Here is a 24,984-nt window from a genome sequence, read left to right as displayed (position 1 = left end):
GAGTACCGGCCTTGGCGCTGTGCTGAACACCCCGGAAGCGAAGATCGGCTTGATTGCACCGGGCGCAAACGAAAAAACCCGAGAGGCCGGCCGGGCTTCTCGGGTTTTTTTCGTCCCGGCAATCAGGGCTGGATTTGCGGGAAAATCAGGACTTGCAGGTTGCCGCGCTGATAACGCTTGCCGTCGATGGGCAACGCTTCGACTTCCTGAATCTCATCGACGCTGTTGACCCGCATCACCACCCCGACCGAGCCCTTTTTACGCGCCTCGGTCATCCATCGCCCGACGTCTTGCAGGGTCACAATGCGCGAGGCGGCAGCGGGATCCTGGAGGCCGTATTTCATTTCACCGACGACATTGTAGAGCGCCACCTCCGGTCGCCTGGTCAGCCACGACAAGGCCGATGCCGCCCCCAGGTCGTTGCTCAGCAACGAGGTAGTCTGGTTCAAGCTGTCCAGATGCTCGGAGATAAACCGGTCGGGCATCTTGCTGTCGACGATCTGGCTCGGCATGGCGGCGGGAAGCAGTGCCACCAGTAGCCAGATGCCGAGGGCCGGCATCGCCCATAACGTCAATGGCCGCAGGATTTGCAGGGCGTTGGCGATGATCCAGCCCAGCAGCACGATGAGTCCCAGGGACAGGCTGAACATCTCGCTATTGGCGAAAATCTCCTGGCGCAGTTGCAGGTACAGCAAGGCCGCCAGGGCCGCCGTGGCAATGATGACGTTGAGCCACCCGTTCACACGAATCGTCCGCCCCTGTGCTCGCTGCAGCAGGCCGGTCAGTGCATCCCCCATCAACAGTGCCAGTGGCAACAGGCACGGCATGATGTAGGTCGGCAACTTGCCGCTGCTCATGCTGAAAATCGCCAATGGCAGCAACAGCCAGAGCAGGAGAAAGCCGCTGACGGGCTGATGCTTGTGTTTCCAGGCCCGGATGAATGTCGCCGGCAACAACGCCGTCCAGGGCAGGACAGAAACGCCCAGCATCGGCAGGTAAAACCACCACGGACGGGCGTGTTGCGCATTGTCGGCGGCGAAGCGGCGTACGTGCTCGTTCCAGAAGAAGAAATTCCAGAAGTCCGGTTCCTGATAATGAATGGCCAATGCCCAGGGCAAGCAGACTGCCGTGGCAACCACAACAGCCAGTGGCCCGTAACGCAACAGCTCACCCATGCGACGCTGCCAGAGCATATAGGGCAGGGCGATGACCGCCGGCAGCAGCCAGGCCAGAAAGCCCTTGGTCATGAAGCCCATGCCGCAGGCAATGCCCAGGATAGCCCAGGCACCCAACCGGGCACGCGTGGTGCGGCTGTCGATGGCAAACCACAGGGAGACCAGGCTCAGGTTGACCCACAGGGTAAACTGCGGATCGAGGTTGGCGTAGCCGGCCTGGCCGGCAATCAGCCCGAAGCTCATGTACAACAGGGCGCAGGCAAAGCTGGTTCGATGATCGTTCCAGAGCCGGCGGGCAATCAGCCAGGTCAACCACACGCTCAGCCCGCTACTCAGCGCCGAGGCGATACGGACCCCGAACAGATTGTCGCCAAACACGGCCTGGCCGAAGGCAATCATCCAGTAGCCGGCAATGGGTTTTTCGAAGTAACGAAGGCCCATCAAGTGCGGCGAGATCCAGTTCCCGCCCTGCAGCATGTCCTGGCTGATCTGGGCATAACGGGTTTCGTCGGGAATCCACAGGCCGTGGCTCATCAGCGGCAGCAAGTAGAACGCCATGAATGCCAGTACCAGGGCGAACAGCATCCAGCGCTCGTTGCCAGGTGTCGTCGGGACGTGCAGGCGGGATGAATGACCAATAAAATCTGGCAGTGGCTGATTTGACGTCATGTCTCGACCTTGGCGCTGAAAAGGCTGATTGAAAAGTGATGTGCAACTTGCATGAGAGAAAAGCGGGATGATATTGAACGTCGAGAAGTTGATTCGTACTTCTCGCTGTTTGTTCAGCTGTTATTCAGTCAACTTCGAAGTAACTTGTTGCCAAAGTTGTCGTTGCGTAATGACTCAGTCTTTTACTTGCAGCAGGGTATTCCAGTCCTCGGCATTCACGATGCCGAGGACTTGCAGTTGCCCGTTGCCATCGATGCGGACAAACAACGCACTGCCATACTCGGCATCCTTCGCCGCATGTTTCAGGCCGGCCTGCTTTTCAAAGTCAGCGATGCAGCCACTATGGGTCACCAGCACCAGGTTGCGGTGGGCCACCTTGTGCGCCACGACATCGTTACGCAGGGTCGTGCCGCAGGTCGCCAGCCATACCTGGGTCTGAGGGTCACTGTTGAACATGTAATGCGCGGTCTGCACGGTGCGCGTCACCGGGCTGGTCAGGATGTCGGTCTGCTTCAGACCCAGGCGTGCCAGGCCTTGGCCAACACCGGCGGCCGCTTCACTGCCGACACGGGTAATACCGTCAGCCGGACCCAGGCAAGGATTGTCGGAGCGGTCGCACCGCTCGGTATGACGAACCAGCACCGCGATCTCGCCGGCACTCCATTGTTGCAGCAGTTGGGCCCGGGCTTGCGTACCTTCCTGGGCCAGATTGTTCGGGGATTTCGGCCACAGGACAAAACCGGTGACCAGCACGGCGACAGTCAGTGCAGCCATGGCGACGACCGATTTAGACAGACCTGAAGACGGTTTACGCGAGACGGAATTAAACAAGTGTGTCCACCAGTTGGGGGCGCCAGGGAATATGCGGTTAAACAAAACCTGGAACAGCACAATAGATATCCGCCGAAATCTGCTTCGGTGAATTAATTGCATGCCAAGTTAAATGTGCGCAGGTGTCGGAACGGTGAACGGAATGTGAAAAAGTTGCTGAGGGGGGTTGCAGCGGGTAATTAGTCAACTACTGGGAATTGTTATCTTTTGCTCTTGCGTGGGATGACAGCACGAAGCAGAGAGGACCGAATGGATGGGATTAACGGCGAACGGGTCGCCGTTAATCCGTGAGGCAGAAAAAAGGCCTTCAGGGCTAAGTGCAACTCGGCTGTGATCTGGTGGCAGCCTGGCTGATCAGTGCGGCCAGGCGTTTGACATTGTTTTGCTGGGCCAGTACCAGGTCGTCGATGGTTGGGCCTGACGGCGTTTGCAAGGTACTGCGGCAAATCACCCGTGCCTTGTCGCCTGTGTCGGCACTGCGCAGGCGCCATTTCACGTCCATCAGCGCGTATTGACCGGGGACCGAGTCAAAACGCTGCACATCGACCCGCACCGAGTGCTTGCCTTGTACAGGACTGTTGCTCAGTTGATCGGCCAGCGCACTGCGCAATTCGTCCACCAGGGTCGCGCCCCACCATTGGGTTTCCAGGATCGCCAGGCCACTGTTGCCTTCGCGAATGACGATCTGCGCACGATCGACCTGGGGCGGCACGCTGACCGTCTCGATCTGGATCACCCCGACGGTGGTCCTTGAGTGATCACCCACCTGCGTCGGGGTCAGGGTGTGGAAGTGAATCGGCTCACTGCGGCAAGCGGCAAGCAGCAACAGCGCGGTGACCAGGGTGAACTTCAGCGGAAAAGCCATGGGTGATGCTCCTGTGTTCAATTGCGCGGCGGCCCTTGCAGATCCAGCGGCGCGGCATTGTTCGGACGGCCGCGAAACAGCGATTCCGGATGCCGTCCCAGGTAATCCGAAAGATCACGCAAGGATCTCGACGTGCGTCCCAGTTCATCCAGGGTCTGCCCCAGTTTTTCCCGTTGCGGCGAGTCCTCGGCCAAGGTCGAACTGGCGGATTGCAGGGTCGAATTGGCCGTTTCCAGCGTCCTGCTTAAGTCCGACAGAGTGGTTTGCACGCCAGGCAAGACCTTGCCGTTGAATTGCATCATGCCCTTGCGCAGTTCGACGAGATTGCCATCGAGATTGCCGGCGATACGCTCGATCGGCAGTTTGTTGATCTTGTCGACCATGGATTCGAGTTTTTCCTGCAATTGCTCGAGGCTGCCCGGAATGGTCGGGATGACGACCGGGCGTGCGGTTGCATCGAAAGCGACTTTTTCTGCCTTGGGGTAGAAGTCCAGGGCAATGTACAACTGACCAGTCAGGAAGTTGCCGGTGCGGGCCTGGGCACGCAGGCCGTTGTCGATAAAAGTGCCGATCAGCCGCACGCCAGCGGCTTCGTCATTGGGGTCATGCTTGAGCGCCTTGAGCATTTTGATGTGGGCCTGACCCAGGCGTTGCGGGTAAATCACGATGCCGACGTTGATCGGGAAGGAGCGTTTTTTCTCGTCGTAATCCAGATTGACCGCCACCACCTTGCCGATTTCGACACCGAGGAATTCCACCGGAGCATCGACCTTGAGCCCGCGCAGTGCCTGGTCGAAACGCATGGCCAGGTACTGCGGCTTGCCGTTTGGCGGGGCGAGGGCGGTCTGCTGGTCTTCGAACAGTTCGTAGGCGTACTCCGCGGCGGCAGGTTTATCGTCAGGGCTGTAGTCGGGTGCGCGGAAGGCAATGCCGCCCACCAGCAGGGAGGACAACGATTCGGTCTTGACCGCAAAACCGTTGGCGCCGACGTTTACGTCGATGCCGCTGGCGTTCCAGAAACGGGTATTTTCGGTGACGTATTTGTCGTTGGGGGCATGGATGAACAGCTCGATGTTCACGCCCTTGCCATCGGGGTCCAGCGCATAGGCCACCACCTGACCTACCGGGATCTTGCGGTAGTAGACCGGGGAGCCGATATCCAGCGATCCCAGGTCCTGGGTGAACAGGGTGAAACGCTTGCCCGGCTCGCCGTAGGTGATGGGTGGCGGGTTTTCCAGACCCTTGAAGTTTTTCGCGCGGCCGTTGGCCTGGCCGATATCGGCACCGATGTAGTCGCCCGACAGCAGCGTATCGATACCGGACACTCCGCCAGCGCCAATGCGCGGCCGCACGACCCAGAACTGCGAGTCTTCACGGGTAAAGCTTTCGGCCTGCTTGGCCAGTTTGATGGTGGCGTTGACACTCTTCTGGTCATTGGCCAGCTCCACATCGGAGACATGACCGATCACGACATTGCGGTATTTGACCTCGGTCTTGTTCGCGGTCAGGCCGTCCCCGGTCTTGAACGTGACAACGATGGTCGGGCCTTGCTGCAAAATGCTGTGAACCACCAGCGAAATACCCACCAGCACCGCTACGATCGGCACGATCCAGACCAGCGAAACGCTGAAACGGCGGGTCTTGATCGGTGCCTGCCCGGGGGCTTGCGGCCCGTCAGTGGCTTGTGACTTCATCCGTGACCTCCTCATTGTGTGGGTTTTCCCGTTCTTTATCCCAGATCATGCGGGGATCGAAACTCATTGCCGAGAGCATGGTGAACACCACCACCAGTCCAAAAAACAGGATGCCCGGGCGCGGCTCGATGTCGGCCAGGGCCTGGAATTTCACCAGCGAGGCCACCAGGGCGACCACGATCACATCGAGCATCGACCAGTAGCCGATGACTTCGACGAAGCGGTACAGCGTCGAGCGCTCTTTTCGTGCCCACTCGCTGTCCCGTTGTACGGTCACCAGCAGCAAGGTGATGGCAACGAACTTGATGCCCGGCACCGCGATACTGGCAATGAAGATGATCAGGGCGATGTCCCAGGCCCCGGCTTCCCAGAACTCCAGCACACCGCTCATGATCGTGCTGTCGGCACCGTTGCCGACCATCTGGGTGTTCATCACCGGCAACAGGTTGGCCGGGATGTAGAACACCAGCGCCGCGATCATGTAGGCCCAGGTGCGGGTCAGTGAATTGGATTTGCGTCGGTGCAGCGGCGCACCGCAGCGCTCGCACTCGTGGGGGGCGCCGGTCATGTCACAGGCCAGGCCACAGGTGTGACACAGGCACAAGTTGAGCTCGTCGGCGTAGGGAGGCGTACTCATACAAGGTCCCATAGTTCGCGGATGTCGCGCCCGGCGATGCGGATCATCATCAGGCTCAGCGCAGCCAGGGCGAACAGCCCTATGCCGGGCAGCACGTCGAGCAGGCCGGCGAGCTTGATCACCGCGACCATGGCGCCCAGCAGGCAGACTTCGAGCATGCTCCAGGGCCTCAGGGTTTCCAGCCAGCGCATGCAGAATTTGAAGCCCGGCGAGCGTCGCCCGCCGAGGGCGAAGCCCAGCACCCAGATCAGCAGCAACAGCTGGAAAATCGGCGCGATGATCATGGCGATCGCCGCCACCATGGCGATGAAGGTAATAGGCCCCAGGCTCAGGGCCAGCACCGAGTCCCAGAGCGTTGCGCTGTTCTTCACGCCTTTGAGGTTGATGCTCATCACCGGATAGAAATTGGCGAATACCCAGAGCATCAACGCGGTGAAGGTCAACGCAAGACGCTGTTCCACCGTAAGGCCGTTATAGCGCTGAAGCACGCCGCCGCAGCGCGTGCACAGGGTTTTTTGATGTTTGGCGAGCGTAACTTTTTCATACACGCTGTCGCAGTGCTCGCAGATGATCAGCTGATCAGTAGTTGCCATGGGCCAAGCTCAACAGAAGGCAGGGAATTCAGAGCACCCCCTCAATATAGAAGTGACTCGCGATTGAGCAAATCGAAAGTCGCAACCTGAGCACTCCGTCGCGGGTGCGACCTACGGTATTGCAGGCGAAGCAGGCGACGAACGACTTCGAAATTCGCTGCACGCACTGCGCGTTATGAATACAACCGTACTAGGCTGTTTCGGGTGCCTTGAGTAGCAACAGGCGTTTCATTGTTTGAGTCGTTGAGCACCTGGAACTAAGCAGGGGGCATGGTTTGGGGTAACTCACCAGGGTCCGGTCGCGGATTACTTGAAGGAAGTATCCAGCCACAAGGATCCGTCCCGATAAAGGAAGGTCGCCATGAAAAGACTCTCGCATCGCTCAAGGTTATACATTGCAGGTTCACTACTGATCGCACTTAACGGGCTGGCCCAGGCTGCTCAAACGGAAAAGCCCAATATCCTGTTCATCGTCTCGGACGATACCGGTTACGGTGATCTGGGGCCCTATGGCGGCGGCGTCGGCCGTGGCATGCCGACGCCCAGCATCGACGAGCTGGCTGCCGAAGGCACCACCTTTTTCTCGTTCTACGCACAACCGAGCTGCACCCCGGGGCGAGCCGCCATGCAGACCGGGCGCATCCCCAATCGCAGCGGGATGACGACCGTGGCCTTCCAGGGCCAGGGCGGTGGTTTGCCTGCCGCCGAATGGACGCTGGCTTCGGTACTCAAGACCGGCGGCTACGAGACCTACTTCACCGGCAAGTGGCACTTGGGCGAGGCCGACTATGCGCTGCCCAATGCCCAAGGTTACGACGTGATGAAGTACGTCGGCCTCTATCACCTCAATGCCTACACCTACGCCGACCCGACCTGGTTCCCCGACATGGACCCGGAAACCCGGGCGATGTTTACCCAGGTGACCAAGGGCGCGCTCTCGGGCAAGGCCGGGGAGAAGCCGGTCGAAGAGTTCAAGATCAACGGCCAGTATGTCGATACGCCGGTCATCGATGGCAAACCCGGTGTCGTCGGGATCCCTTACTTTGACGGTTATGTGGAAAAGGCTGCACTGGAGTTCCTCGACACCGCCGCCAAATCCGACAAGCCATTCTTCATCAACGTCAACTTCATGAAAGTGCACCAGCCAAACTTGCCGGCACCGGAGTTCGTTCACAAATCGATCTCCAAGTCCAAGTACGCCGACTCGGTGGTCGAACTGGATACGCGCATCGGCCATATCATGGACAAACTCAAGGCGCTGGGCCTGGATAAGAACACGCTGGTGGTCTACACCACCGACAACGGCGCCTGGCAGGACGTTTATCCGGATGCCGGCTACACGCCGTTCCGTGGCACCAAAGGTACCGTGCGCGAGGGCGGCAACCGGGTCCCTGCGATCATGGCCTGGCCCGGAAAAATCAAGCCCAATGCGAAGAACCACGACATTCTCGGCGGGCTCGACTTGATGGCGACCTTCGCCTCGGTGGCCGGTATCAAATTGCCGGAAAAGGATCGCGAAGGGCAGCCGATCATGTTCGACAGCTATGACATGACCCCGGTGATCACCGGCACTGGTCCCGACCCACGTAAAGAGTGGTTCTACTTCACCGAAAACGAGTTGTCGCCGGGGGCTGTCCGTGTGGGCAACTACAAAGCCGTATTCAATCTGCGCGGCGACGATGGTGTGCCGACTGGCGGGCTGGCCGTGGACACCAACCTGGGCTGGAAAGGTGCCACCAAGTACGTGGCGACGGTGCCTCAGGTCTTCGATTTGTATCAAGACCCACAGGAACGCTATGACATCTTCATGAGCAACGTCACCGAGCGTACCTGGACCATGGTGCCGATCAGTCAGGCGATCAACAAGCTCATGCAGACCTACATCAAGTATCCGCCCCGCAAGATGCAAAGCATGACCTATGACGGGCCGATCGAACTGTCCAAGTATCAGAAGTTCCAGTCGGTTCGCGAGGATCTGCAGAAGGAAGGCGTCAACATTCCGATTCCTCAATAATCCGGATGCCTGAGGCGAGGGCCGACCCTCGTCTCAGGCGCCCGGTGGTCAACCCAGCATTTCCCGCATCCGATACCAGAACATGCCCAGGGCCAACAACGGCGAGCGCAGGGCGCGTCCGCCGGGGAAGGTCATGTGCGGCACGGCGCTGAACACGTCGAAGCCTTTACTGTGTCCGGCATGGATCGCTTCGCCCAACAACTTCGCGCACCAGTGGGTCACGTTCAGGCCATGGCCGGAATAGCCCTGGGCATAGAAGACGTTCGGGTGCTGGCTCAGGCGCCCGACCTGCGGGAAGCGGTTCGCCGAGATGCCGATCATGCCGCCCCACTGATAATCGATGCGCGTATCGGCCAGTTGCGGGAACACCTTGAGCATTTGCGGGCGCATGTAGGCCGCGATGTCCGAAGGGTCGCGCCCGGAGTAATGACAGGCACCGCCGAACAACAGGCGCCGGTCCGCCGAGAGCCGGTAGTAATCCAGCCCGACTTTCTGGTCGCACAGCGCGACGTTGTGCGGGATCAATTGCCTGGCGGCGTCTTCCGACAAGGGTTCGGTGGCGATGATGTAGCTGCCAGCCGGAAGCACCTTGCCGCTGAGTTTTGGTTCCAGCTCTTCCAGATGCGCATTGCAAGCGAGCACCAACGTACCAGCACGCACGGTGCCACCGGCGCAGCGCACTTGCACGGTGCTGCCGTGGATCAGCTCCAGCACCGGGCTCTGTTCGAAGATCTGTACGCCAAGGGACTCGGCGACTTGCGCTTCACCCAGTGCCAGGTTCAGCGGATGCAGGTGACCCGAGCCCATGTCGACCAGGCCGCCGGCATAAACGCCGGAATTCACCACCTGCTCACGGATCTGGCCAGCTTCGATCAAGCGGGTTTCATGGGCATAACCGGACTCGAGCAGTTCGGCGTGCTCGGCCTTCAGCCCGGCAAAGTGCGCCGGGGTGTTGGCCAGTTCGCAGAAACCCCAGCGCAGGTCGCAATCAATGCCGTGTTCGCCGATGCGATTGGCCACCACTTGCACCGACTCGGTCCCGGCGTGTTCCAGGTATTGCACGCCATCGGCGCCGATGTGTTTGGCGAAACCACTGACGTCATGACCGATACCGCGAATCAACTGGCCGCCGTTGCGCCCGCTGGCGCCCCAGCCAATCCGCCGGGCCTCCAGCAGGACCACCGAGAGCCCGCGCTGGGCCAGCTCGATGGCGGTGTTGATGCCGGTGAAACCCGCGCCGACCACGCAGACATCGGCCACCAGGTCCGAGGCCAGCGCGGGGCGCGGCCTCATGCCCTTGGCGGACGCCGCGTAATAGGAGTGGGTATGTTCCTTGGTGTACTGATTCATTTGTTGGACTTCACTTTGCTCCACGAGCGGGTCATCAGGCGCATGATCGACTGCGGCGGCGTGGTGGAGATGTAGAGTTTGTCGAGGACTTCCTGGGATGGATACACCTCGGGATTGCTGACCAGCTCAGGGTCCATGTACTGCTTGGCGGCCGGGTTCGGGTTGGCGTAGCCGACCGATGCGCTGACCTTGGCGATCACTTGCGGGTCCAGCAGGTAGTTGATGAACGCGTGGGCTTCTTTCGTATTGCTGGCATCGGCGGGGATCGCCAGCAGGTCGAACCACAGGTTGGCACCTTCCTTGGGAATGGCGTAGGCGATGTTCACGCCGTTCTTGGCTTCCTTGGCGCGGTTGGCGGCCTGGAACACGTCGCCCGAGTAACCGAACGCCACGCAGATATCGCCGTTGGCCAGGTCCGAGACGTACTTGGAGGAGTGGAAGTAGGTGATGTAAGGACGGATCTGCAGCAGCTTGGCTTCGGCCTTCTTGTAGTCCTCGACACTTTCGCTGCGCGGGTCCATGCCCATGTAGTTGAGGACCGCCGGGAACACTTCGTCCGCCGAGTCCATCATCGACACGCCGCAGGCACTGAGTTTCTTGATGTTTTCCGGTTCGAACAGCACGGCCCAGGAGTCGATCTTGTCGATGCCCAGCACAGCCTTGACCTTGTCGACGTTGTAGCCGATGCCGTTGGTGCCCCACAGGTACGGCACGGAGTGCGTGTTGCCCGGATCGTTTTTCTCCAGCAGCGTCAGCAGTTTCGGGTCAAGGTTCTTGAAATTCGGCAGTTGCTCGCGGTCGAGCTTGAGGAACGCGCCGGCCTTTACCTGGCGGGCGAGGAAGTGGTTGGACGGCACCACCACGTCATACCCGGTGCGTCCGGCAAGCAGCTTGCCTTCCAGGGTTTCGTTGGAATCGAATACGTCGTAGATCACCTTGATCCCGGTCTTGGCCTGGAAGTCGGCGAGGGTGGTTTCGCCGATGTAGTCGGTCCAGTTGTAGACACTGACCTGTGGCTGAGCCTGGGCAACGGCGCTGAACAAGGTTGCCAAGGCGAGCGGGACGACGGATTTCAATAGACGCATATCGATACCTTCTTGGAATTATTGGATTCTTCAGGCAAATCTTTGGTGTTCTGTGTCCTCCTGTGGGAGCGGGCTTGCTCGCGAAGAGGCCGGTACATTCAACATCATCGTTGACTGACAGGCCGCCTTCGCGAGCAAGCCCGCTCCCACAGGGGATATGTGATCCCTTGGGGACCGAGGTTTTTAGACGCTCAGCATCAGGAACTCACGCTCCCACGAACTGATCACGCGCTTGAAGTTCTCGTGCTCGGCGCGTTTGACCGCGACATAGCCGCGTACGAACTTGCTGCCCAGATAACGGCTGATGGTGTCGCATTCTTCCATCTGGGTCAGGGCGTCCTCGATGGTGATCGGCAGGCGCAGGTTGCGACGTTCGTAGGCACGGCCCTGTACCGCGGCGCTCGGTTCGATGCGCTCGACCATGCCCAGGTAACCGCACAGCAGGCTGGCGGCGATGGCCAGGTACGGGTTGGCGTCGGCGCCTGGCAGCCGGTTTTCCACGCGCATCGCGTCCGGGCTGGAAGTCGGTACGCGCAGGCCGACGGTGCGGTTTTCTTCGCCCCATTCGACGTTCACCGGTGCCGAGGTGTCCGGCAGGAAGCGGCGGAACGAGTTGACGTTGGGCGCGAACATCGGCAGCACTTTCGGGATGTATTTCTGCAAGCCACCGATGTGATGCAGGAACAGCTCGCTCATGTTGCCATTGGCATCGGCGAAGATCGGCTGGCCGGTGGCAATGTCCACCACGCTCTGGTGAATGTGCATGGCGCTGCCCGGCTCGTCGCCGACCGGCTTGGCCATGAAGGTGGCCGCCACGTTGTGCTTGAGTGCCGCTTCACGCATGGTGCGCTTGAACACGGTGATCTGGTCGGCCAGGTCCAGGGCGTTGCCATGACGGAAGTTGATTTCCATCTGCGCCGGGCCGTCTTCGTGGATCAGCGTGTCGAGGTCCAGGCCCTGCAGTTCGCACCAGTCGTAGACGTCTTCGAACAGCGGATCGAACTCGTTCGCCGCGTCGATGGAGAACGACTGGCGACCGCTTTCGGCACGGCCCGAACGGCCCATCGGGGCCTTGAGCGGCAGGTCCGGGTCTTCGCAACGCTGGGTCAGGTAGAACTCCATTTCCGGCGCGACGATCGGACGCCAGCCTTTGTCGGTGTACAACTGCAGGACTTTCTTCAGCACGTTGCGCGGCGACAGTTCGATCGGGTTGCCGAACTTGTCGAAGGTGTCGTGGATCACGATGGCGGTCGGCTCGATGGCCCACGGCACCACGTAGACGGCGTCGGCGTCCGGCTTGCAGACCATGTCGATGTCGGCCGGGTCGAGCAGGTCGTAGTAGATGTCGTCGTCGACAAAGTCCCCGGTTACCGTTTGCAGAAGGACACTTTCCGGCAGGCGCATGCCTCGCTCATGCAGGAACTTGTTGGTCGGTGCAATTTTGCCGCGTGCAATGCCGGTCAGATCGCTGACGACGCACTCGACTTCGGTAATCTTGTGATCTTTCAGCCAAGTGAACAGCTGATCGAAAGGGACATTCATAAAGACCTCGTTATTGGTTTTATTAACGCCAGGAGAGGCCGGTTTCATCCGCCGGACACTTCCCCTGTAGCGCGTTGAGGTCTATCTTGGGCGAGCCTTGCGGTTCCATCTATCCACTTTAAGCAGCACAAAGCGCACCAAAAGAGTGCGTAAGGTCGCCCCATGACAGGTTGCAATTCCCTCCAGGTCCAAGCGTTCAACACCGCCGATGTCGCCGAGCAAATCCGCGCCACACCGGGCTGGACCCAGCATTACCAGCAAATGTCGCCTGGGCATTTCGCAGGACTGGTGCGCTATCTGGATCTGCAGGGCGTGGAGATTTACGAAGAGTCGATGAACACCCGGGTCGAGCAGAATTTCAGCGCGCCCCAGGGCTCGTTGTCGTTCTGTTTCGATCGCGGCGACAACGCGCTGTACGTGTTGAATGGCGAAAGTCGCAACATCTGGATCACCCCGGAGAACTACCAGGAAATCGCCGTGGTGTTCGGTCCGGAGTTTGTACAGCGTCACAGCCTGGACATCGCCCGGCTCGAAGGGCTGTTCATGGCGCCGCTCAACTCCCAGCAGAACGCGCTGTTCTGTCGTTGGCTCAGCGGGACCTTGACGCGGCTGTCGCAGACCTACGATCCACCGAGCCGCGAAGCGCTGACCCAGCAACTGCTCGAAGACTGTCTGTTCATTCTCGACAACGCCTGCGTCGGCCTCGACCAGGGCGCGTTGCAGCGTCGGGCCGGGGAGCGGGCGATCATGAAGCGGGTAGGGGAATGGGCCGCGGATACCCCGGAAGAACACCTCAACCTGCTGGAGCTGTCCCAGGTTGCCGGGGTTTCACTGCGCCAGTTGCAGCACGCGTTCAAGACCTACACCGGCATGGCGCCGACCCAATGGCTGCGCCTGCGCCGGCTCAACAGCGCCCACCGCGAATTGCTCAGCCGCACGCCGACGCAAACCACCGTGGCTGAAGTGGCCATGCACTGGTCGTTCTGGCACCTGGGACGGTTCTCCAGCAGCTATCGCGCGCTGTTCAAGGAATTGCCGAGCGACACCCTCAAGCGTGCGAGCGTCTCGCAGCCAACCGGGCGCGGCCGACGTTAGAACGTTGGCGGCGTAATCACCCAGATCACCACCGCATCCACCTCACCGGGATTGCCGTAGCGATGTGGTTCCTGGCTGGAAAAGCTGAAGCTGTCGCCTTCATTGAGCTGGAAATGCCGCTCGCCAACCCACAATTCGAAACTGCCTGACAGCAGGTAACCGGCTTCTTCGCCTTCGTGGCTGTAGCTTTGCTGGCTGTAAGTGCCAGGCGGGAAACGCGAGTGGAGCATCTCCAGTTGGCGATTGGCTTGCGGCGTCAGCAACTGGTCGACGATACCGTCTTCGTAATGCACGTTCAGGCGGCTGTGCTTGCGCACCACGACGCCGTCGTCTTCAGGCGCGGTAACCGCTTCACTGGCGAAGAACCACTGGATGGTGACGCCGAGGCTGCGGGCAATGTTGAACAGTGCCGGGATCGACGGGTACGCGAGGTTGCGCTCCAGCTGGCTGATGTAGCCGGCGGTGAGTTCGCTCTGTTGCGCCAGTTCCGCCAGGGTCATGCCCCGGCGTTTGCGCAGGCCGCGAATGCGCGTACCGAGGAAATGCGGTTCGGCGCTGCCGGTTGCGGGCTGTGACTTGCTGTTGTTGCTCATGGAAAATTCCGAACCGGGAAGGGGACCACACCCCCTGTAGGAGCGAGCCTGCTCGCAATGAACCCGAGAACACCGCTGGGTGTCAGGCTTCCAGCGTTATCGTTAGCGACCATCGCGAGCAGGCTCGCTCCTACAGGGGTTGGTGTTAGCCGTTAAAACCCCGGAGTATAAACAGCCTCAGAGCTCCCACGCGACTTTCAGCCCTTCATAAATCGCTTCTTCGACGGTGCGCGGCGCCAGGCAGTCGCCGATGCGGCGGAACTCCACCAGTCCTTGCAGCTCGGCGCCCAACGTATCCAACGGTTGGTGACCCTGGCACAGCACCAGCGTATCGATGTTCTCCATCAGCATCGGCTCGCCACTGGCGGTGTGTTGCAGGTAGACCGTGTTGTCATCGCAGCCATACAGCCGCGCGTACGGCGTGATCGGCACAGCGAGTTTGTGCAGCTCGCCGGCCAGTTGATCGCGCACGTACAGCGGCAGGTTTTCCCCGCAATGGGTGCCGTTGACCGCCAGTTGCACCTGATGCCCGGCACGCACCAGACGCTCGGCGATGCCGGGGCCGATCCAGTCGCAACGCCAGTCGACCACCACCACCGAACGGCCGATCTGTACTTCGTCACGCAACACCTGCCAGGCGTCCACCACCTGCAACTCACCGCCGCGCTCAAAGGCCGGCCAGTACGGCTCGGCACCGGTAGCGACGATCACCACGTCCGGTTTTTCCTGCTCCACCAGTGCGCGGTCGACCCGGGTATTGCGCACCACGCGAACGCCGGCCAGCTCCATTTCCCGCTGCAGGTTGGTGCTGGCACCGCCGAACTCGGCGCGTCGTGGCAGCAACTGCGCGAGCAACACTTGCCCACCCAATTGCGAACTGGCTTCGTACAACGTCACCTCATGGCCACGCTGGGCGGCGACGGCGGCGGCTTTCATCCCGGCCGGGCCACCGCCGGCGATCATGATGCGTTTGCGATTGCTCGTCGGTTTACGGTCGCCAAAAATCAGCTCACGCCCGGTTTCCGGATGCTGGATGCAGGAAATCGGCAGGCCCTTGTGGAAATGGCCGATGCAGGCCTGGTTGCAGGCAATGCACGCCCGCACGTCTTCGACGCGGCCGGTGTCGGTCTTGTTGGGCATTTGCGGATCGCAGATCAGCGCCCGGGTCATGCCACACACATCGGCCTGGCCGCGAGCCAGGATCAGCTCGGCTTCCTGGGGCTGGTTGATGCGCCCGGTGACGAACAAAGGGATGTCCAGACTGGCTTTGAATGTCCCGGCTTCCTTGGCCAGGTAGGCCGCCTCGATCGCCATCGGCGGCACGATATGCACCGCGCCGCCAAGGGACGCCGAGGTGCCGGCGACGATGTGCACGTAATCCAGTTGGGTTTGCAGCATTTGCACGGCGGCCAGGGATTCGTCTTCGGTCAGGCCTTCCGGGTCGCGCTCGTCGGCGGAGATGCGCAGGCCGATGATGAACTGCTCGTCGGTCGCCGCACGCACGGCGTTGATGACCTCGCGCAGAAAACGCAAACGCTGTTCCAGATCACCGTTGTAGCCGTCCGTACGCCGGTTGACCCGTGGATTGATGAATTGTGCCGGCAGGTAACCATGGCTGGCGACCACTTCGACGCCATCGATCCCGGCCTGATGCAGGCGCCGGGCGGCAGCGGCGTAACCGTCGACGATCTCGTCGATCATCGCCTGGTCCAGCGCGCGGGGCATCACCCGGAAACGTTCGTTGGGCACCGACGAGGCGGAGTAGGCCACCGCCAGCAGGCCATCGCTGGACTCCATGATTTCCCGCCCCGGGTGGAACACCTGGGACAACACCACGGTGCCGTGGGCATGGCAGGTTTGCGCCAGCTTGCGGTAGCCCTCGATGCACGCATCGTCAGTGGCCATCAACATGTGTGAGGTGTAGCGCGCACTGTCGTGCACACCGGCCACTTGCAACACGATCAGCCCGGCACCGCCTTCGGCACGCGCCCGGTGATAGGCGATCAATTGCTCATTGACCAGGTTGTCGGTGGGCATCGACGTGTCGTGACCGCTGGACATGATGCGGTTTTTCAGGCGCTTGCCACGGATCTCCAGGGGTTCGAACAGGTGCGCGAAGGCGGGTGTCGGCATGGTGCGATTACTCCAGGCAGGCTGACCTGTGTAGGAGCGAGCCTGCTCGCGATGGTCGTCAACGATAACGCTGGGTATCTGACACCCCGCGGTGTTCTCAGGTCCATCGCGAGCAAGCTCGCTCCTACAGAGGCATCAGGTTTTCGGTTGTTATTATTGGCCTATAGAAATTTACCTTCAGTAAAAAATCAACTTGTTTTTTTACTATGTCTTGCAGTAGTTTCGTCTCGAGCCCGCTCCCGGGGCTTACCTCACAACAATAAAAAAGGGCTGCGCGGGCCTTGGGTCCCGTGGCACCTGCAAGAGGAACGACTGATGAAATCGCACACGCTCAAGCACGGTTTTTATCCCTTGGTGTTGTCCGTGGCCATGGGCCTGGGCAGCGCCCAGGCAGCATCGGACATGGTGGTGGTCGGATACGGCGGAGCCGGACAAAAAGCCCAGGACGTGGCGTTCTTTCAACCTTTCGCCGCCGTGGATCAAAGCAAAGTGATCCAGAGCGAATACAACGGCGAGATGGCCAAGATCAAAGTGATGGTCGACACCGGCAACGTCGACTGGGACGTGGTGCAGATCGAAGGCCCCGACCTGATGCGCGGCTGCGAGGAAGGCATGTACGAGCGCCTGGACTGGACCCGCCTGGGCCACGCCGACCAGTTGATCCCCGACGCGGCACAGGAATGCGGTTCCGCCGCGCTGGTATGGAGCGTGGCGATTGCCTACGACACCGACAAATTGGCCCAGGCCCCGACCTCGTGGGCCGACTTCTGGGACGTGAAGAAAACCCCCGGCAAGCGCGGGCTGCGTAAACGCGCGGTGTACAACCTGGAGTTCGCCTTGCTGGCCGACGGGGTGAAAACCGAAGACGTCTACAAGGTACTCGGCACCCCGCAGGGCGTGGACCGGGCATTTGCCAAGCTGACTGAACTCAAGCCCTACATCCAGTGGTGGGAGGCCGGCGCGCAACCGCCGCAGTGGCTGACCGCCGGCGACGTGGTGATGACCTCGACCTACAGCGGACGCATCGCCGACGCCGCGCAGAAAGGCAGCCACCTGGGCCTGGTCTGGCCCGGCAGCCTGTACGGCATGGACTACTGGGCGATCATCAAAGGCTCCCGGCATGTGGATCAGGCCAAGCGCTTTATCGCCTTCGCCAACCAGCCGGACGCCCAGGTCAACTACGTGCAGCAGATCCCCTACGGCCCGACCAACACCCAGGCCGCCGCACGGCTCGACGACAAACTGGCGCAGTGGGTGCCCACGGCGCCGCAGAACCTCAAGGGCGCGCTGTCGATGAACGTCGGTTTCTGGGTCGATCATGGCGAAGAGCTCGAAGAGCGCTTCAACGCCTGGGCCAGCAAATAACCCGGCTTTGCAGGAGCTGGCTTTTGTAGGAGCCAGCAAGCCGGCTCCTACAGAGATAGTTGGCTGGACGTGCACAAGCGTCCAGCCTTAAGGTCTGCCGTAGCCGATCAGCCTGGAGAACCCCAATAATGAACAAAATCGCCACTCACCTGGCCCCCGAACGCAGCGCCACCGAGCAGCGTCTGCGCGAGGAATTGGCGGCCTGTTACCGCCTGATTGCGCACTTTCGCATGACCGATTTGATCTTCACCCACATCTCGGTGCGCATTCCGGGGCCGGAGCATCACTTTCTGATCAACCCTTACGGGCTGATGTTCGACGAGATCACCGCGTCGAATCTGGTCAAGATCGACCTCGATGGCCACGCCGTCGAGCCATCGCCATACCCGGTCAACCCGGCCGGTTTCGTGATTCACAGTGCCATCCATGGCGCCCGTGAAGATGCGCAATGCGTGCTGCACACCCACACCAAATCCGGGTGCGCGGTGGCGGCGTTGAAATGCGGGTTGTTGCCGGTGAACCAGATTTCCATGGAATTCTACGGCCGCGTCGCTTACCACGACTATGAAGGTGTGGCGCTGGACTTGAGCGAGCAACAACGGCTGGTCGCGGACCTGGGCGATAAATCGGTATTGATGTTGCGCAACCATGGTTTGCTGACCGTCGGCGAGACGGTGAGCCAGGCGTTCCTGCGCATGTACTACCTGGAAAAGGCCTGTGAGATCCAGTTGGCGGCCATGGCGGCGGGAGAGGTCGTGCTGCCATCGGCCGAGGTGTGTGAACACACCGAGCGCCAGTTCAACGATCCGGGACGGCCGTTGGAAGAGGGTGAACTTGCTGACCCGGATGCCATGCAACTGGCCTGGGCGGCGTTGTTGCGAATGCTGGATCGAGTGGCGCCGGGGTATCGGGACTGATCCGAGTCTTCGGTTGAGGGTGCTGGCCTCATCGCTGGCAAGCCAGCTCCTACAGGGCTAGTCGGTGTACGCAAATCCCGCGAACGACCGAGATCCTGTGGGAGCGGGCTTGCTCGCGAAGGGGACGCCGCGGTTCTCAGGCTTGCATCGGACTGGAGAAATGGCTCGCTCTTGCTGTACAGTCGTTCAGCTCGCCGCTCACCCGCGCGGGTCTAAACGATTGAACCAAGGAGCGTGTCGCCCATGAATCAGGAAGCCCGTTTTTCCCGCATGGAACCGGAGTTGCGCAAAGCCAACCTGATCGAGGCGACGCTGGTGTGCCTCAAGCGTCACGGCTTCCAGGGCGCGTCGATCCGCAAGATTTCCGCCGAGGCCGGCGTCTCGGTGGGGCTGATCAGCCATCACTATTCCGGCAAGGACGAACTGGTCGCCGAGGCCTACATGGCGATCACCGGGCGGGTCATGACCTTGCTGCGCGATGCCATGGAGCAGGCCGCGCCGAATGCCCGGGAGCGCTTGTCGGCGTTTTTCCGTGGTTCGTTTTCCGCCGAACTGCTCGACCCGCAATTGATCGATGCCTGGCTGGCGTTCTGGGGCGCGGTGAAAACCGCCGAGGCCATCAATCAGGCCCACGATCATTCCTATGGCGAGTATCGCGGCATCCTGCGCAAGGTGCTGGCGGAACTGGCGCAGGAGGAGGGCTGGGAACACTTCGATGCCGACCTCGCCGCCATCAGCCTCAGCGCCTTGCTCGACGGCTTGTGGCTGGAGTCCGGGCTCAACCCCGGCACCTTTACCCCGGAGCAGGGCATCCAGATTTGCGAGGCCTGGGTCGACGGTTTGCAGGCCGGCGGACGCCAGCGCTTCTGCGTGCAGACGAGCGACTGTTGATCAGTCGTTCAGCAATCGATACTCTCTGGCGCCGATGCAGGAAAACACTCTAATAAGAAACTGGCCTTCGGGCCTGAGCCGGACACCAAGCGATGACTCCTCGGGTATTGATCGTCGATGACGATCCGCTGATTCGCGATCTGCTGCATGCCTACCTGTCCCAGGAAGGTTACGACGTCCATTGCGCCGCCACGGCAGAGCTGGCGGAAACCTTCCTGGCCAGCCAGGCCGTGGACCTGGTGATGCTCGACATCCGCCTGCCGGGCAAGGATGGCCTGACCCTGACCCGCGAGCTGCGGGTGCGCTCGGAAGTCGGGATCATCCTGATCACCGGGCGCAACGACGAAATCGACCGCATCGTCGGCCTCGAATGCGGCGCCGACGACTACGTGATCAAACCCCTCAACCCACGGGAACTGGTGTCCCGGGCGAAAAACTTGATTCGCCGGGTACGTCATGCGCAAACGCCGGCACCTGCCGTCACAGTGGCCAAACCGGTCAAGCAGTTCGCCGACTGGGCACTGGACACCGACCGCCGGCGCCTGATCGATGCGTCCGGCAGCGAAACCCTGTTGACCCACGGCGAGTACCAGTTGCTCAGCGTGTTCCTGCGCAACAGCGGCCACACCCTCAGCCGCGACCAGTTGATGGACCAGATCCGCAACCGCGAATGGGTGCCCAACGACCGCTCCATCGACGTGCTGGTCGGGCGCCTGCGCCGCAAGTTGCACGACGATCCGGCGGAACCGCAGTTGATCATCACCATCCACGGCGCCGGTTACCTGTTCACCGCCGGCGTGGCAGCCTGAACCGGATGGCGCGATGGCTTTGCCTGCTGGCGTTGCTGATGGCCGGCCATGCCGTCGCGGCGGACAAGGTTCGCTATTGCGATTATCCGGTGTATCCGCCGATCTCCTGGAGCGACGGCAAACAGGTGCGCGGCCTGGCGCCGAGCGTGGTGAAAAACCTGTTCGGCCAGTTGGGTTATGAAGTCGAGATTGTCGTGCTGGGCAACTGGAAACGCTGCCTGCTGGACGCCGCCGAAGGCCGGGTCGATGTGGTGCTGGCCTACAGCACCGCACAACGGGAACAGAGCATGCTGTTCTCGACGGTGCCGGTATTGCGCGAAGAAGTGGCGCTGTTCATCAACCGCCAGCACCCGGTGAAGTTCGAACAGCTGGACGACCTGGCCCGTTACCGTGGCGGCCTGTTGTTCGGCGAGAGCTACGGTGGGGAGTTCGATCGCATGGTCGCGCGCAACAACAACATCGAATGGGTTTCCGACAGCCATCAGAACTTCGGCAAGCTGATTCGCGGGCGCATCGATTTCATCACCCAGGAGCGGCGCACCGGCCAGCTGTACGTGGAAAACCTGCCCGGCGGCCAGGACATCGTCGCCTTGCCCAAGGCATTGAACGTGGACTACCTGCGGGTCGCCGTGTCGCGGCGCTCGCCCTTGGCCACTCGCATGCCCGAGATCGATGCGCAGTTGCAGCGCATGGTTGATGCCGGCGACATCGAGCGTTGGCTCAACGAGAGTGAAGTGACCTATCGCGACATGATCAACCTGCCGGCGGATGCGCAATGATTCGCGCCCGCCCCGGTGGACTGCTGCGGCGCCTGTTGCTGTTCATCCTGTTGTTCAGCCTGTGCTTCACCGTGCTCGCCAGCAGCGTGCAACTGTACATAGAGTACCGCCGGGAAATGCGCGACATCGACTCGCGCATGGAGCTGATCCGCGCCGGCTATCTGGCCAGCCTGGAGCGCAGTCTCTGGGACTTGAACCAGGAACAGTTGAACGTGCAGTTGCGCGGCCTGGTGGACTTCTCCGACGTCGCCCGGGTGCATCTGAGCAGTGCCGATTTCGACCTGGTGCAGGGCAATCCAGACCCTGCGGGACCGTTGCGCATCGAACGCTTTGCCCTGGACTACCAGCCGCCGTCCGGCCCGTTGCGCAACCTTGGTGAACTGGAAGTCAGTACCGATCTGGGGGCGGTGTACCAGCGTCTCTACGCCACCGGTTTGACCAGCCTGTTGTGGATGGCGGTGTTCCTCTGCGGCCTGGCCGTTGCCTTGTCGGGCTTGTTTTATCGACTGGTGACCCGCCACCTGAAAGTCATGGCCGAGTTTGCCCGGCGCATCGCCGCCGGTGAATGGCACGAACCCCTGCACCTGGACAAGCGCCGCGGCAGTGATGAAATCGACACCGTGGCCCACGCGCTGGACGACATGCGCCGGGCGATCCTGCGGGACATCGAGCGCCGGGAAACCGATCGCCTGGCCTTGCAGGACAACCGCGACGAACTGCTGAAAATGGTCGAGCGCCGCACCGCCAGCCTGATGCGCGCCAAGGATGAGGCGGAAGCAGCCAACCTCGCCAAATCGCGGTTCCTGGCGACCATGAGCCACGAATTGCGCACCCCCCTCAATGGCATTCTCGGCATGGCCGAATTGTTGCGCGGCGCGCGTCTGGATGCCCAGGACGGCAAACGCCTGGATGCCTTGCACAAGGCTGGCGAAGGCTTGCTGACGATCCTCAACGAAGTGCTGTATTTCGCCAAGCTGGAGGAGGGCGTCAGCCATCCCGAACCGGTGGACTTCTCGCTGCGCCAGTTGCTCGACGAGGTGCTGACACTGCTGGAGCCGCGAGCGCTGAACAACGACACGATCCTCAGTTGCCGCGTCGATCAGCGGATTGCCGAGCATCACCATGGCGCCGAGCAGTTCCTGCGTCAGGTGCTGAGCAACCTGCTGGCCAACGCGATCAAGTTCACCGAAGGCGGCGAAGTCAGCGTCGAGGTGGCGCTGCTCAACGAAACCGGCGAACAGAGCGGGCAGCGCCTGCGGGTCAGTGTCACGGACGACGGCATCGGCATTGCCCCGGCAATGCAGGCGAAGATTTTCGAGCGCTTCACCCAGGCCAGTGAAGAAGTCGCCCAGCGTTTTGGTGGCACCGGGTTGGGGTTGGCGATCTGCAAGCATCTGGTGGAGCAGATGGGAGGTTGCATCGGCGTGGACAGCGAAGAGGGGCGCGGCAGTTGCTTCTGGTTCGAGCTGTCCTTGCAGCCGGCCAGCGCTGTGCTTGAAGTCGCGCCGGTGCGTGTGGCGGGGCCGGCACTGAACATCCTGGTGGTCGAAGACGTGGCACTCAATCGCGAAGTGGCCAAGGGTTTGCTGCAGCGGGACGGCCACCGGGTGTGGCTGGCCGAAGAGGCGCAACAGGCGCTGGAGCATTGCGCGGTGCAGGCGTTCGATCTGCTGTTGCTGGATGTGCATCTGCCGGGCATCAGCGGTGTCGAGTTATGCCGACAGATCCGCCACAGCGACGGGCCGAATCGCCACACCCGCGTCTTCGCCCTGACCGCCAGCGTGCAGCCGGCGCTGGTGCGCGGTTATCTGGAGGCCGGCATGGACGGTGTCCTGGCCAAGCCCCTGAAGCTGGAAAACCTGCGCCAGGTGCTGGAAGGGCATGTGCCTGTCGCCGAGTCGCTGCTGAGCGATGAGGCAATGGACTGGCCGCTGTTGCAGACCCATCGCACCTTGCTTGGCGAGCAGAAAGTCCAGGGCCTGCTGGCGGTGCTGCGTGACTCGATCGTTCAGCACCGCGATGCACTCACGGAGGCCATTGCCGCCGATGACTGCACAGAGGTCGCGCAACTGGCGCACCGTCTGGCCGGCAGCGGCGATTCGCTGGGCTTTCGTGCCTTGGCCAATACCCTGAGGGCGCTGGAGGCGTTGGCGCTGGTCAACGATGAAGCGGCGATCCGCCGCATGACCCCGGCGCTGGATGAGCAATTGCAACTCGCGCTGAACACCCTCAAAGGCCTGTTGCAGAGCTGACGTACAAGTTTGTTACGACTTTGTACAACTTCGATCCTGATGGTCAACGCGAACTTACATGGCTTTCCAATAATCGACGCAACCGCCGCAGCGCGGTCTTCGAAGCTTATTGGAGATAATAATAATGAATTGCCGTAAAGCTGATCCCTCCCTGCGCCGTGACGTCCTGTCGCGCGCTGCACACCTCACCGACTGCTGAGGTGCCGACATGAACGAAAACACTGATCGCAAAGGCATACAGCTGACCCGCGCCCTGAAAAGCCGGCATATTTTCATGCTGTCCCTGGGTGGCGTCATCGGCACCGGGCTGTTCATGGGTTCCGGCGTGACCATCAATCAGGGCGGCCCGGTCGGGGCGATCCTGGCTTACCTGGTCGCGGGTTTCCTGATGTACCTGGTGATGGTCTGCCTGGGTGAACTGTCGGTGCAGATGCCGGTGTCCGGTTCGTTCCAGACCCACGCCACTAAATACATCGGCCCGGCCACCGGGTTCATGATCGGCTGGGTGTACTGGATGAGCTGGGCCACCACCGTCGGCCTGGAATTCACCGCCGCCGGCATGCTGATGACGCGCTGGTTCCCGGCGGTGCCGATCTGGTACTGGTCGGCGCTGTTCGTGGTGGTGCTGTTCGGCATCAATGCCATGGCGACCCGCGCTTTCGGTGAGGCGGAGTACTGGTTCTCGGGGATCAAGGTCGCGGCAATTCTCGGTTTCATCGTGGTCGGCGTGCTGGTGATCTTCGGCGTGATGCCCCTGAGCAGCGGCGCACCGGCACCGATGGCGAGCAACCTGATTGGCGATTCGCTGTTCCCCAATGGCCTGTCCGCCGTGTTCGCGGTGATGATGACCGTGGTCTACGCGTTCCAGGGTTGCGAAATCATGGGCGTAGCCGCCGGTGAAACCGATCAGCCGGAAAAGAGCATCCCCCGCGCCGTGCGCAACGTAGTGTTCCGCGTGCTGATCTTCTACGTGCTGGCAATCATCGTGCTGTCGGCCATCGTGCCGTGGCAGCAGGCGGGCCTGATGGAAAGCCCGTTCGTGCAGGTGTTCGACATGGTTGGTATTCCCTACGCCGCCGACCTGATGAACTTCGTGATCCTTACGGCGATCCTGTCGGTGGGCAACTCCGGCCTGTACGCCTCGACGCGCATCCTGTGGGCGATGTCGAAAACCGGCATGGCGCCGAAAAGCCTGTCGCCGTTGAGCAAGCGCGGCGTGCCGCTGCGTGCCTTGAGCATCACCCTGTGCTTCGCGCTGGTGTCGCTGATGACCAGCTTCGTCGCTGCCGACACCTTGTTCATGGTGCTGATGGCGGTGAGCGGCATGTCCGGCACCGTGACCTGGATTGTCATTGCGCTGGCGCAGTACAAGTTCCGCAAGGCCTGGCTGCGTGACGGCAACAAACTCAGCGACCTGAAATACCGCGCGCCGTGGTTCCCGGTACTGCCGCTGATGTGCATCACACTGTGCTGCTCGTTGTTCGTGTTCCTGGCCCTGGATGAAACCCAGCGTCCGTCGTTGTATTGGGGCTTTGGCTTCATTGCGCTGTGCTATGGCGCGTACTTCCTGATCCATCGCAAGCGCCAGGGCGTGCTGGCGCCGAGCTTGCCGACTGCCTGATCCCTTGAACTAAACACCATCCCCTGTGGGAGCGGGCTTGCTCGCGAAAGCGCAGTGTCAGTCACCATCAATGT

20 protein-coding genes are annotated in these 24,984 nt (G+C 61.3%); 9 read left to right on the top strand and 11 right to left on the bottom strand.

Annotated elements, in window-relative coordinates; translation table 11 throughout:
• Nucleotides 1-122: 122 nt before the first annotated feature.
• The 6 genes from arnT to KGA88_RS29635 all read right to left on the bottom strand — a co-directional run bounded on the left by arnT (nucleotide 123) and on the right by KGA88_RS29635 (nucleotide 6,464).
• Nucleotides 123-1,844: a lipid IV(A) 4-amino-4-deoxy-L-arabinosyltransferase gene (gene arnT / locus KGA88_RS29660; protein ID WP_110659160.1), complete on the bottom strand. Its 1,722-nt coding sequence runs from the start codon at nucleotides 1,842-1,844 to the stop codon at nucleotides 123-125.
• Nucleotides 1,845-2,018: 174 nt separating this feature from the next.
• Entirely contained in the window at nucleotides 2,019-2,675 is a 657-nt protein-coding gene (locus KGA88_RS29655; protein ID WP_110659158.1) for a histidine phosphatase family protein, read from the bottom strand.
• 313 nt (nucleotides 2,676-2,988) lie between these two features.
• On the bottom strand, nucleotides 2,989-3,540 hold the full coding sequence (locus tag KGA88_RS29650) for a membrane integrity-associated transporter subunit PqiC (protein WP_223596187.1): 552 nt from the start codon (nucleotides 3,538-3,540) through the stop codon (nucleotides 2,989-2,991).
• A gap of 17 nt (nucleotides 3,541-3,557) precedes the next feature.
• Nucleotides 3,558-5,234, bottom strand: coding sequence for an intermembrane transport protein PqiB (locus KGA88_RS29645; protein WP_223596185.1), 1,677 nt, complete (start codon nucleotides 5,232-5,234; stop codon nucleotides 3,558-3,560).
• Complete coding sequence (locus KGA88_RS29640) at nucleotides 5,215-5,871, bottom strand: paraquat-inducible protein A (RefSeq protein ID WP_223596184.1); 657 nt, start codon at nucleotides 5,869-5,871, stop codon at nucleotides 5,215-5,217. Before KGA88_RS29640 ends, KGA88_RS29645 begins: the two co-directional genes overlap by 20 nt.
• A complete protein-coding gene (locus KGA88_RS29635) occupies nucleotides 5,868-6,464 on the bottom strand; it encodes a paraquat-inducible protein A (RefSeq protein ID WP_110659151.1) in 597 nt (198 codons plus the stop codon). The genes KGA88_RS29640 and KGA88_RS29635 overlap by 4 nt, the downstream gene beginning before the upstream one ends.
• Nucleotides 6,465-6,825: 361 nt before the next feature.
• Between KGA88_RS29635 and KGA88_RS29630 the strand changes: the two genes are divergently transcribed.
• The gene (locus KGA88_RS29630) at nucleotides 6,826-8,478 is read left to right on the top strand and encodes an arylsulfatase (RefSeq protein WP_110659149.1); all 1,653 of its coding nucleotides are present in this window, start codon (nucleotides 6,826-6,828) and stop codon (nucleotides 8,476-8,478) included.
• Nucleotides 8,479-8,526: 48 nt separating this feature from the next.
• On the opposite strand, the gene KGA88_RS29625 is transcribed toward KGA88_RS29630, so the two are convergent.
• From KGA88_RS29625 to KGA88_RS29615, 3 genes are all read right to left on the bottom strand, one after another.
• Nucleotides 8,527-9,828 (bottom strand): NAD(P)/FAD-dependent oxidoreductase, encoded by a 1,302-nt coding sequence (locus KGA88_RS29625; protein WP_223596182.1) that lies wholly within the window; start codon nucleotides 9,826-9,828, stop codon nucleotides 8,527-8,529.
• On the bottom strand, nucleotides 9,825-10,913 hold the full coding sequence (locus KGA88_RS29620; RefSeq protein ID WP_110661033.1) for a polyamine ABC transporter substrate-binding protein: 1,089 nt from the start codon (nucleotides 10,911-10,913) through the stop codon (nucleotides 9,825-9,827). The genes KGA88_RS29625 and KGA88_RS29620 overlap by 4 nt, the downstream gene beginning before the upstream one ends.
• Nucleotides 10,914-11,096: 183 nt before the next feature.
• Nucleotides 11,097-12,455 carry a glutamine synthetase family protein gene (locus KGA88_RS29615; protein WP_103393529.1) on the bottom strand — a complete coding sequence of 453 codons (1,359 nt, stop codon included), beginning with the start codon at nucleotides 12,453-12,455 and terminating at the stop codon, nucleotides 11,097-11,099.
• 162 nt (nucleotides 12,456-12,617) lie between these two features.
• Here KGA88_RS29615 and KGA88_RS29610 point away from each other — a divergent pair, with 162 nt between their 5' ends.
• Nucleotides 12,618-13,550: a helix-turn-helix domain-containing protein gene (locus tag KGA88_RS29610; RefSeq protein WP_223596180.1), complete on the top strand. Its 933-nt coding sequence runs from the start codon at nucleotides 12,618-12,620 to the stop codon at nucleotides 13,548-13,550.
• On the opposite strand, the gene KGA88_RS29605 is transcribed toward KGA88_RS29610, so the two are convergent.
• Together KGA88_RS29605 and KGA88_RS29600 are read right to left on the bottom strand one after the other, a co-directional pair.
• Nucleotides 13,547-14,143 (bottom strand): cupin domain-containing protein, encoded by a 597-nt coding sequence (locus tag KGA88_RS29605; RefSeq protein ID WP_223596178.1) that lies wholly within the window; start codon nucleotides 14,141-14,143, stop codon nucleotides 13,547-13,549. The two genes, KGA88_RS29610 and KGA88_RS29605, sit on opposite strands and share 4 nt — an antisense overlap.
• A gap of 177 nt (nucleotides 14,144-14,320) precedes the next feature.
• Complete coding sequence (locus KGA88_RS29600) at nucleotides 14,321-16,276, bottom strand: FAD-dependent oxidoreductase (protein ID WP_223596176.1); 1,956 nt, start codon at nucleotides 16,274-16,276, stop codon at nucleotides 14,321-14,323.
• Nucleotides 16,277-16,591: 315 nt separating this feature from the next.
• On the opposite strand from KGA88_RS29600, the gene KGA88_RS29595 reads away from it, so the two are divergent.
• The 7 genes from KGA88_RS29595 (at nucleotide 16,592) to KGA88_RS29565 (ending at nucleotide 24,910) form a co-directional block, all read left to right on the top strand.
• On the top strand, nucleotides 16,592-17,641 hold the full coding sequence (locus KGA88_RS29595) for an ABC transporter substrate-binding protein (RefSeq protein WP_223596174.1): 1,050 nt from the start codon (nucleotides 16,592-16,594) through the stop codon (nucleotides 17,639-17,641).
• A gap of 128 nt (nucleotides 17,642-17,769) precedes the next feature.
• Nucleotides 17,770-18,558, top strand: coding sequence for a class II aldolase/adducin family protein (locus tag KGA88_RS29590; RefSeq protein ID WP_223596172.1), 789 nt, complete (start codon nucleotides 17,770-17,772; stop codon nucleotides 18,556-18,558).
• 243 nt (nucleotides 18,559-18,801) lie between these two features.
• The gene (locus KGA88_RS29585; RefSeq protein WP_103393523.1) at nucleotides 18,802-19,449 is read left to right on the top strand and encodes a TetR family transcriptional regulator C-terminal domain-containing protein; all 648 of its coding nucleotides are present in this window, start codon (nucleotides 18,802-18,804) and stop codon (nucleotides 19,447-19,449) included.
• 92 nt (nucleotides 19,450-19,541) lie between these two features.
• Nucleotides 19,542-20,258 (top strand): response regulator, encoded by a 717-nt coding sequence (locus KGA88_RS29580; RefSeq protein WP_223596170.1) that lies wholly within the window; start codon nucleotides 19,542-19,544, stop codon nucleotides 20,256-20,258.
• A gap of 5 nt (nucleotides 20,259-20,263) precedes the next feature.
• On the top strand, nucleotides 20,264-21,037 hold the full coding sequence (locus KGA88_RS29575) for a substrate-binding periplasmic protein (RefSeq protein ID WP_223596168.1): 774 nt from the start codon (nucleotides 20,264-20,266) through the stop codon (nucleotides 21,035-21,037).
• A complete protein-coding gene (locus KGA88_RS29570) occupies nucleotides 21,034-23,289 on the top strand; it encodes an ATP-binding protein (RefSeq protein WP_223596166.1) in 2,256 nt (751 codons plus the stop codon). The genes KGA88_RS29575 and KGA88_RS29570 overlap by 4 nt, the downstream gene beginning before the upstream one ends.
• 208 nt (nucleotides 23,290-23,497) lie before the next feature.
• Entirely contained in the window at nucleotides 23,498-24,910 is a 1,413-nt protein-coding gene (locus KGA88_RS29565) for an amino acid permease (RefSeq protein WP_110659251.1), read from the top strand.
• The last annotated feature ends 74 nt before the right edge of the window (nucleotides 24,911-24,984 follow it).

The organism is Pseudomonas sp. A-R-19, from assembly GCF_019956575.1.
Lineage (GTDB): Bacteria > Pseudomonadota > Gammaproteobacteria > Pseudomonadales > Pseudomonadaceae > Aquipseudomonas.
This window is presented reverse-complemented; position numbering and strand designations above follow the sequence as displayed.

Bases quoted from the DNA above. Each gene is read 5' to 3' on its own strand.
- KGA88_RS29630 (WP_110659149.1), top strand. From the start codon at position 6,826: ATGAAAAGACTCTCGCATCGCTCAAGGTTATACATTGCAGGTTCACTA.
- KGA88_RS29640 (WP_223596184.1), bottom strand. From the start codon at position 5,871: ATGAGTACGCCTCCCTACGCCGACGAGCTCAACTTGTGCCTGTGTCAC.
- KGA88_RS29575 (WP_223596168.1), top strand. From the start codon at position 20,264: ATGGCGCGATGGCTTTGCCTGCTGGCGTTGCTGATGGCCGGCCATGCC.
- KGA88_RS29570 (WP_223596166.1), top strand. From the start codon at position 21,034: ATGATTCGCGCCCGCCCCGGTGGACTGCTGCGGCGCCTGTTGCTGTTC.
- KGA88_RS29645 (WP_223596185.1), bottom strand. From the start codon at position 5,234: ATGAAGTCACAAGCCACTGACGGGCCGCAAGCCCCCGGGCAGGCACCG.
- KGA88_RS29585 (WP_103393523.1), top strand. From the start codon at position 18,802: ATGAATCAGGAAGCCCGTTTTTCCCGCATGGAACCGGAGTTGCGCAAA.
- KGA88_RS29625 (WP_223596182.1), bottom strand. From the start codon at position 9,828: ATGAATCAGTACACCAAGGAACATACCCACTCCTATTACGCGGCGTCC.
- KGA88_RS29610 (WP_223596180.1), top strand. From the start codon at position 12,618: ATGACAGGTTGCAATTCCCTCCAGGTCCAAGCGTTCAACACCGCCGAT.
- KGA88_RS29615 (WP_103393529.1), bottom strand. From the start codon at position 12,455: ATGAATGTCCCTTTCGATCAGCTGTTCACTTGGCTGAAAGATCACAAG.
- KGA88_RS29580 (WP_223596170.1), top strand. From the start codon at position 19,542: ATGACTCCTCGGGTATTGATCGTCGATGACGATCCGCTGATTCGCGAT.
- KGA88_RS29590 (WP_223596172.1), top strand. From the start codon at position 17,770: ATGAACAAAATCGCCACTCACCTGGCCCCCGAACGCAGCGCCACCGAG.
- KGA88_RS29620 (WP_110661033.1), bottom strand. From the start codon at position 10,913: ATGCGTCTATTGAAATCCGTCGTCCCGCTCGCCTTGGCAACCTTGTTC.
- KGA88_RS29565 (WP_110659251.1), top strand. From the start codon at position 23,498: ATGAACGAAAACACTGATCGCAAAGGCATACAGCTGACCCGCGCCCTG.
- arnT (WP_110659160.1), bottom strand. From the start codon at position 1,844: ATGACGTCAAATCAGCCACTGCCAGATTTTATTGGTCATTCATCCCGC.
- KGA88_RS29650 (WP_223596187.1), bottom strand. From the start codon at position 3,540: ATGGCTTTTCCGCTGAAGTTCACCCTGGTCACCGCGCTGTTGCTGCTT.
- KGA88_RS29635 (WP_110659151.1), bottom strand. From the start codon at position 6,464: ATGGCAACTACTGATCAGCTGATCATCTGCGAGCACTGCGACAGCGTG.
- KGA88_RS29600 (WP_223596176.1), bottom strand. From the start codon at position 16,276: ATGCCGACACCCGCCTTCGCGCACCTGTTCGAACCCCTGGAGATCCGT.
- KGA88_RS29605 (WP_223596178.1), bottom strand. From the start codon at position 14,143: ATGAGCAACAACAGCAAGTCACAGCCCGCAACCGGCAGCGCCGAACCG.
- KGA88_RS29595 (WP_223596174.1), top strand. From the start codon at position 16,592: ATGAAATCGCACACGCTCAAGCACGGTTTTTATCCCTTGGTGTTGTCC.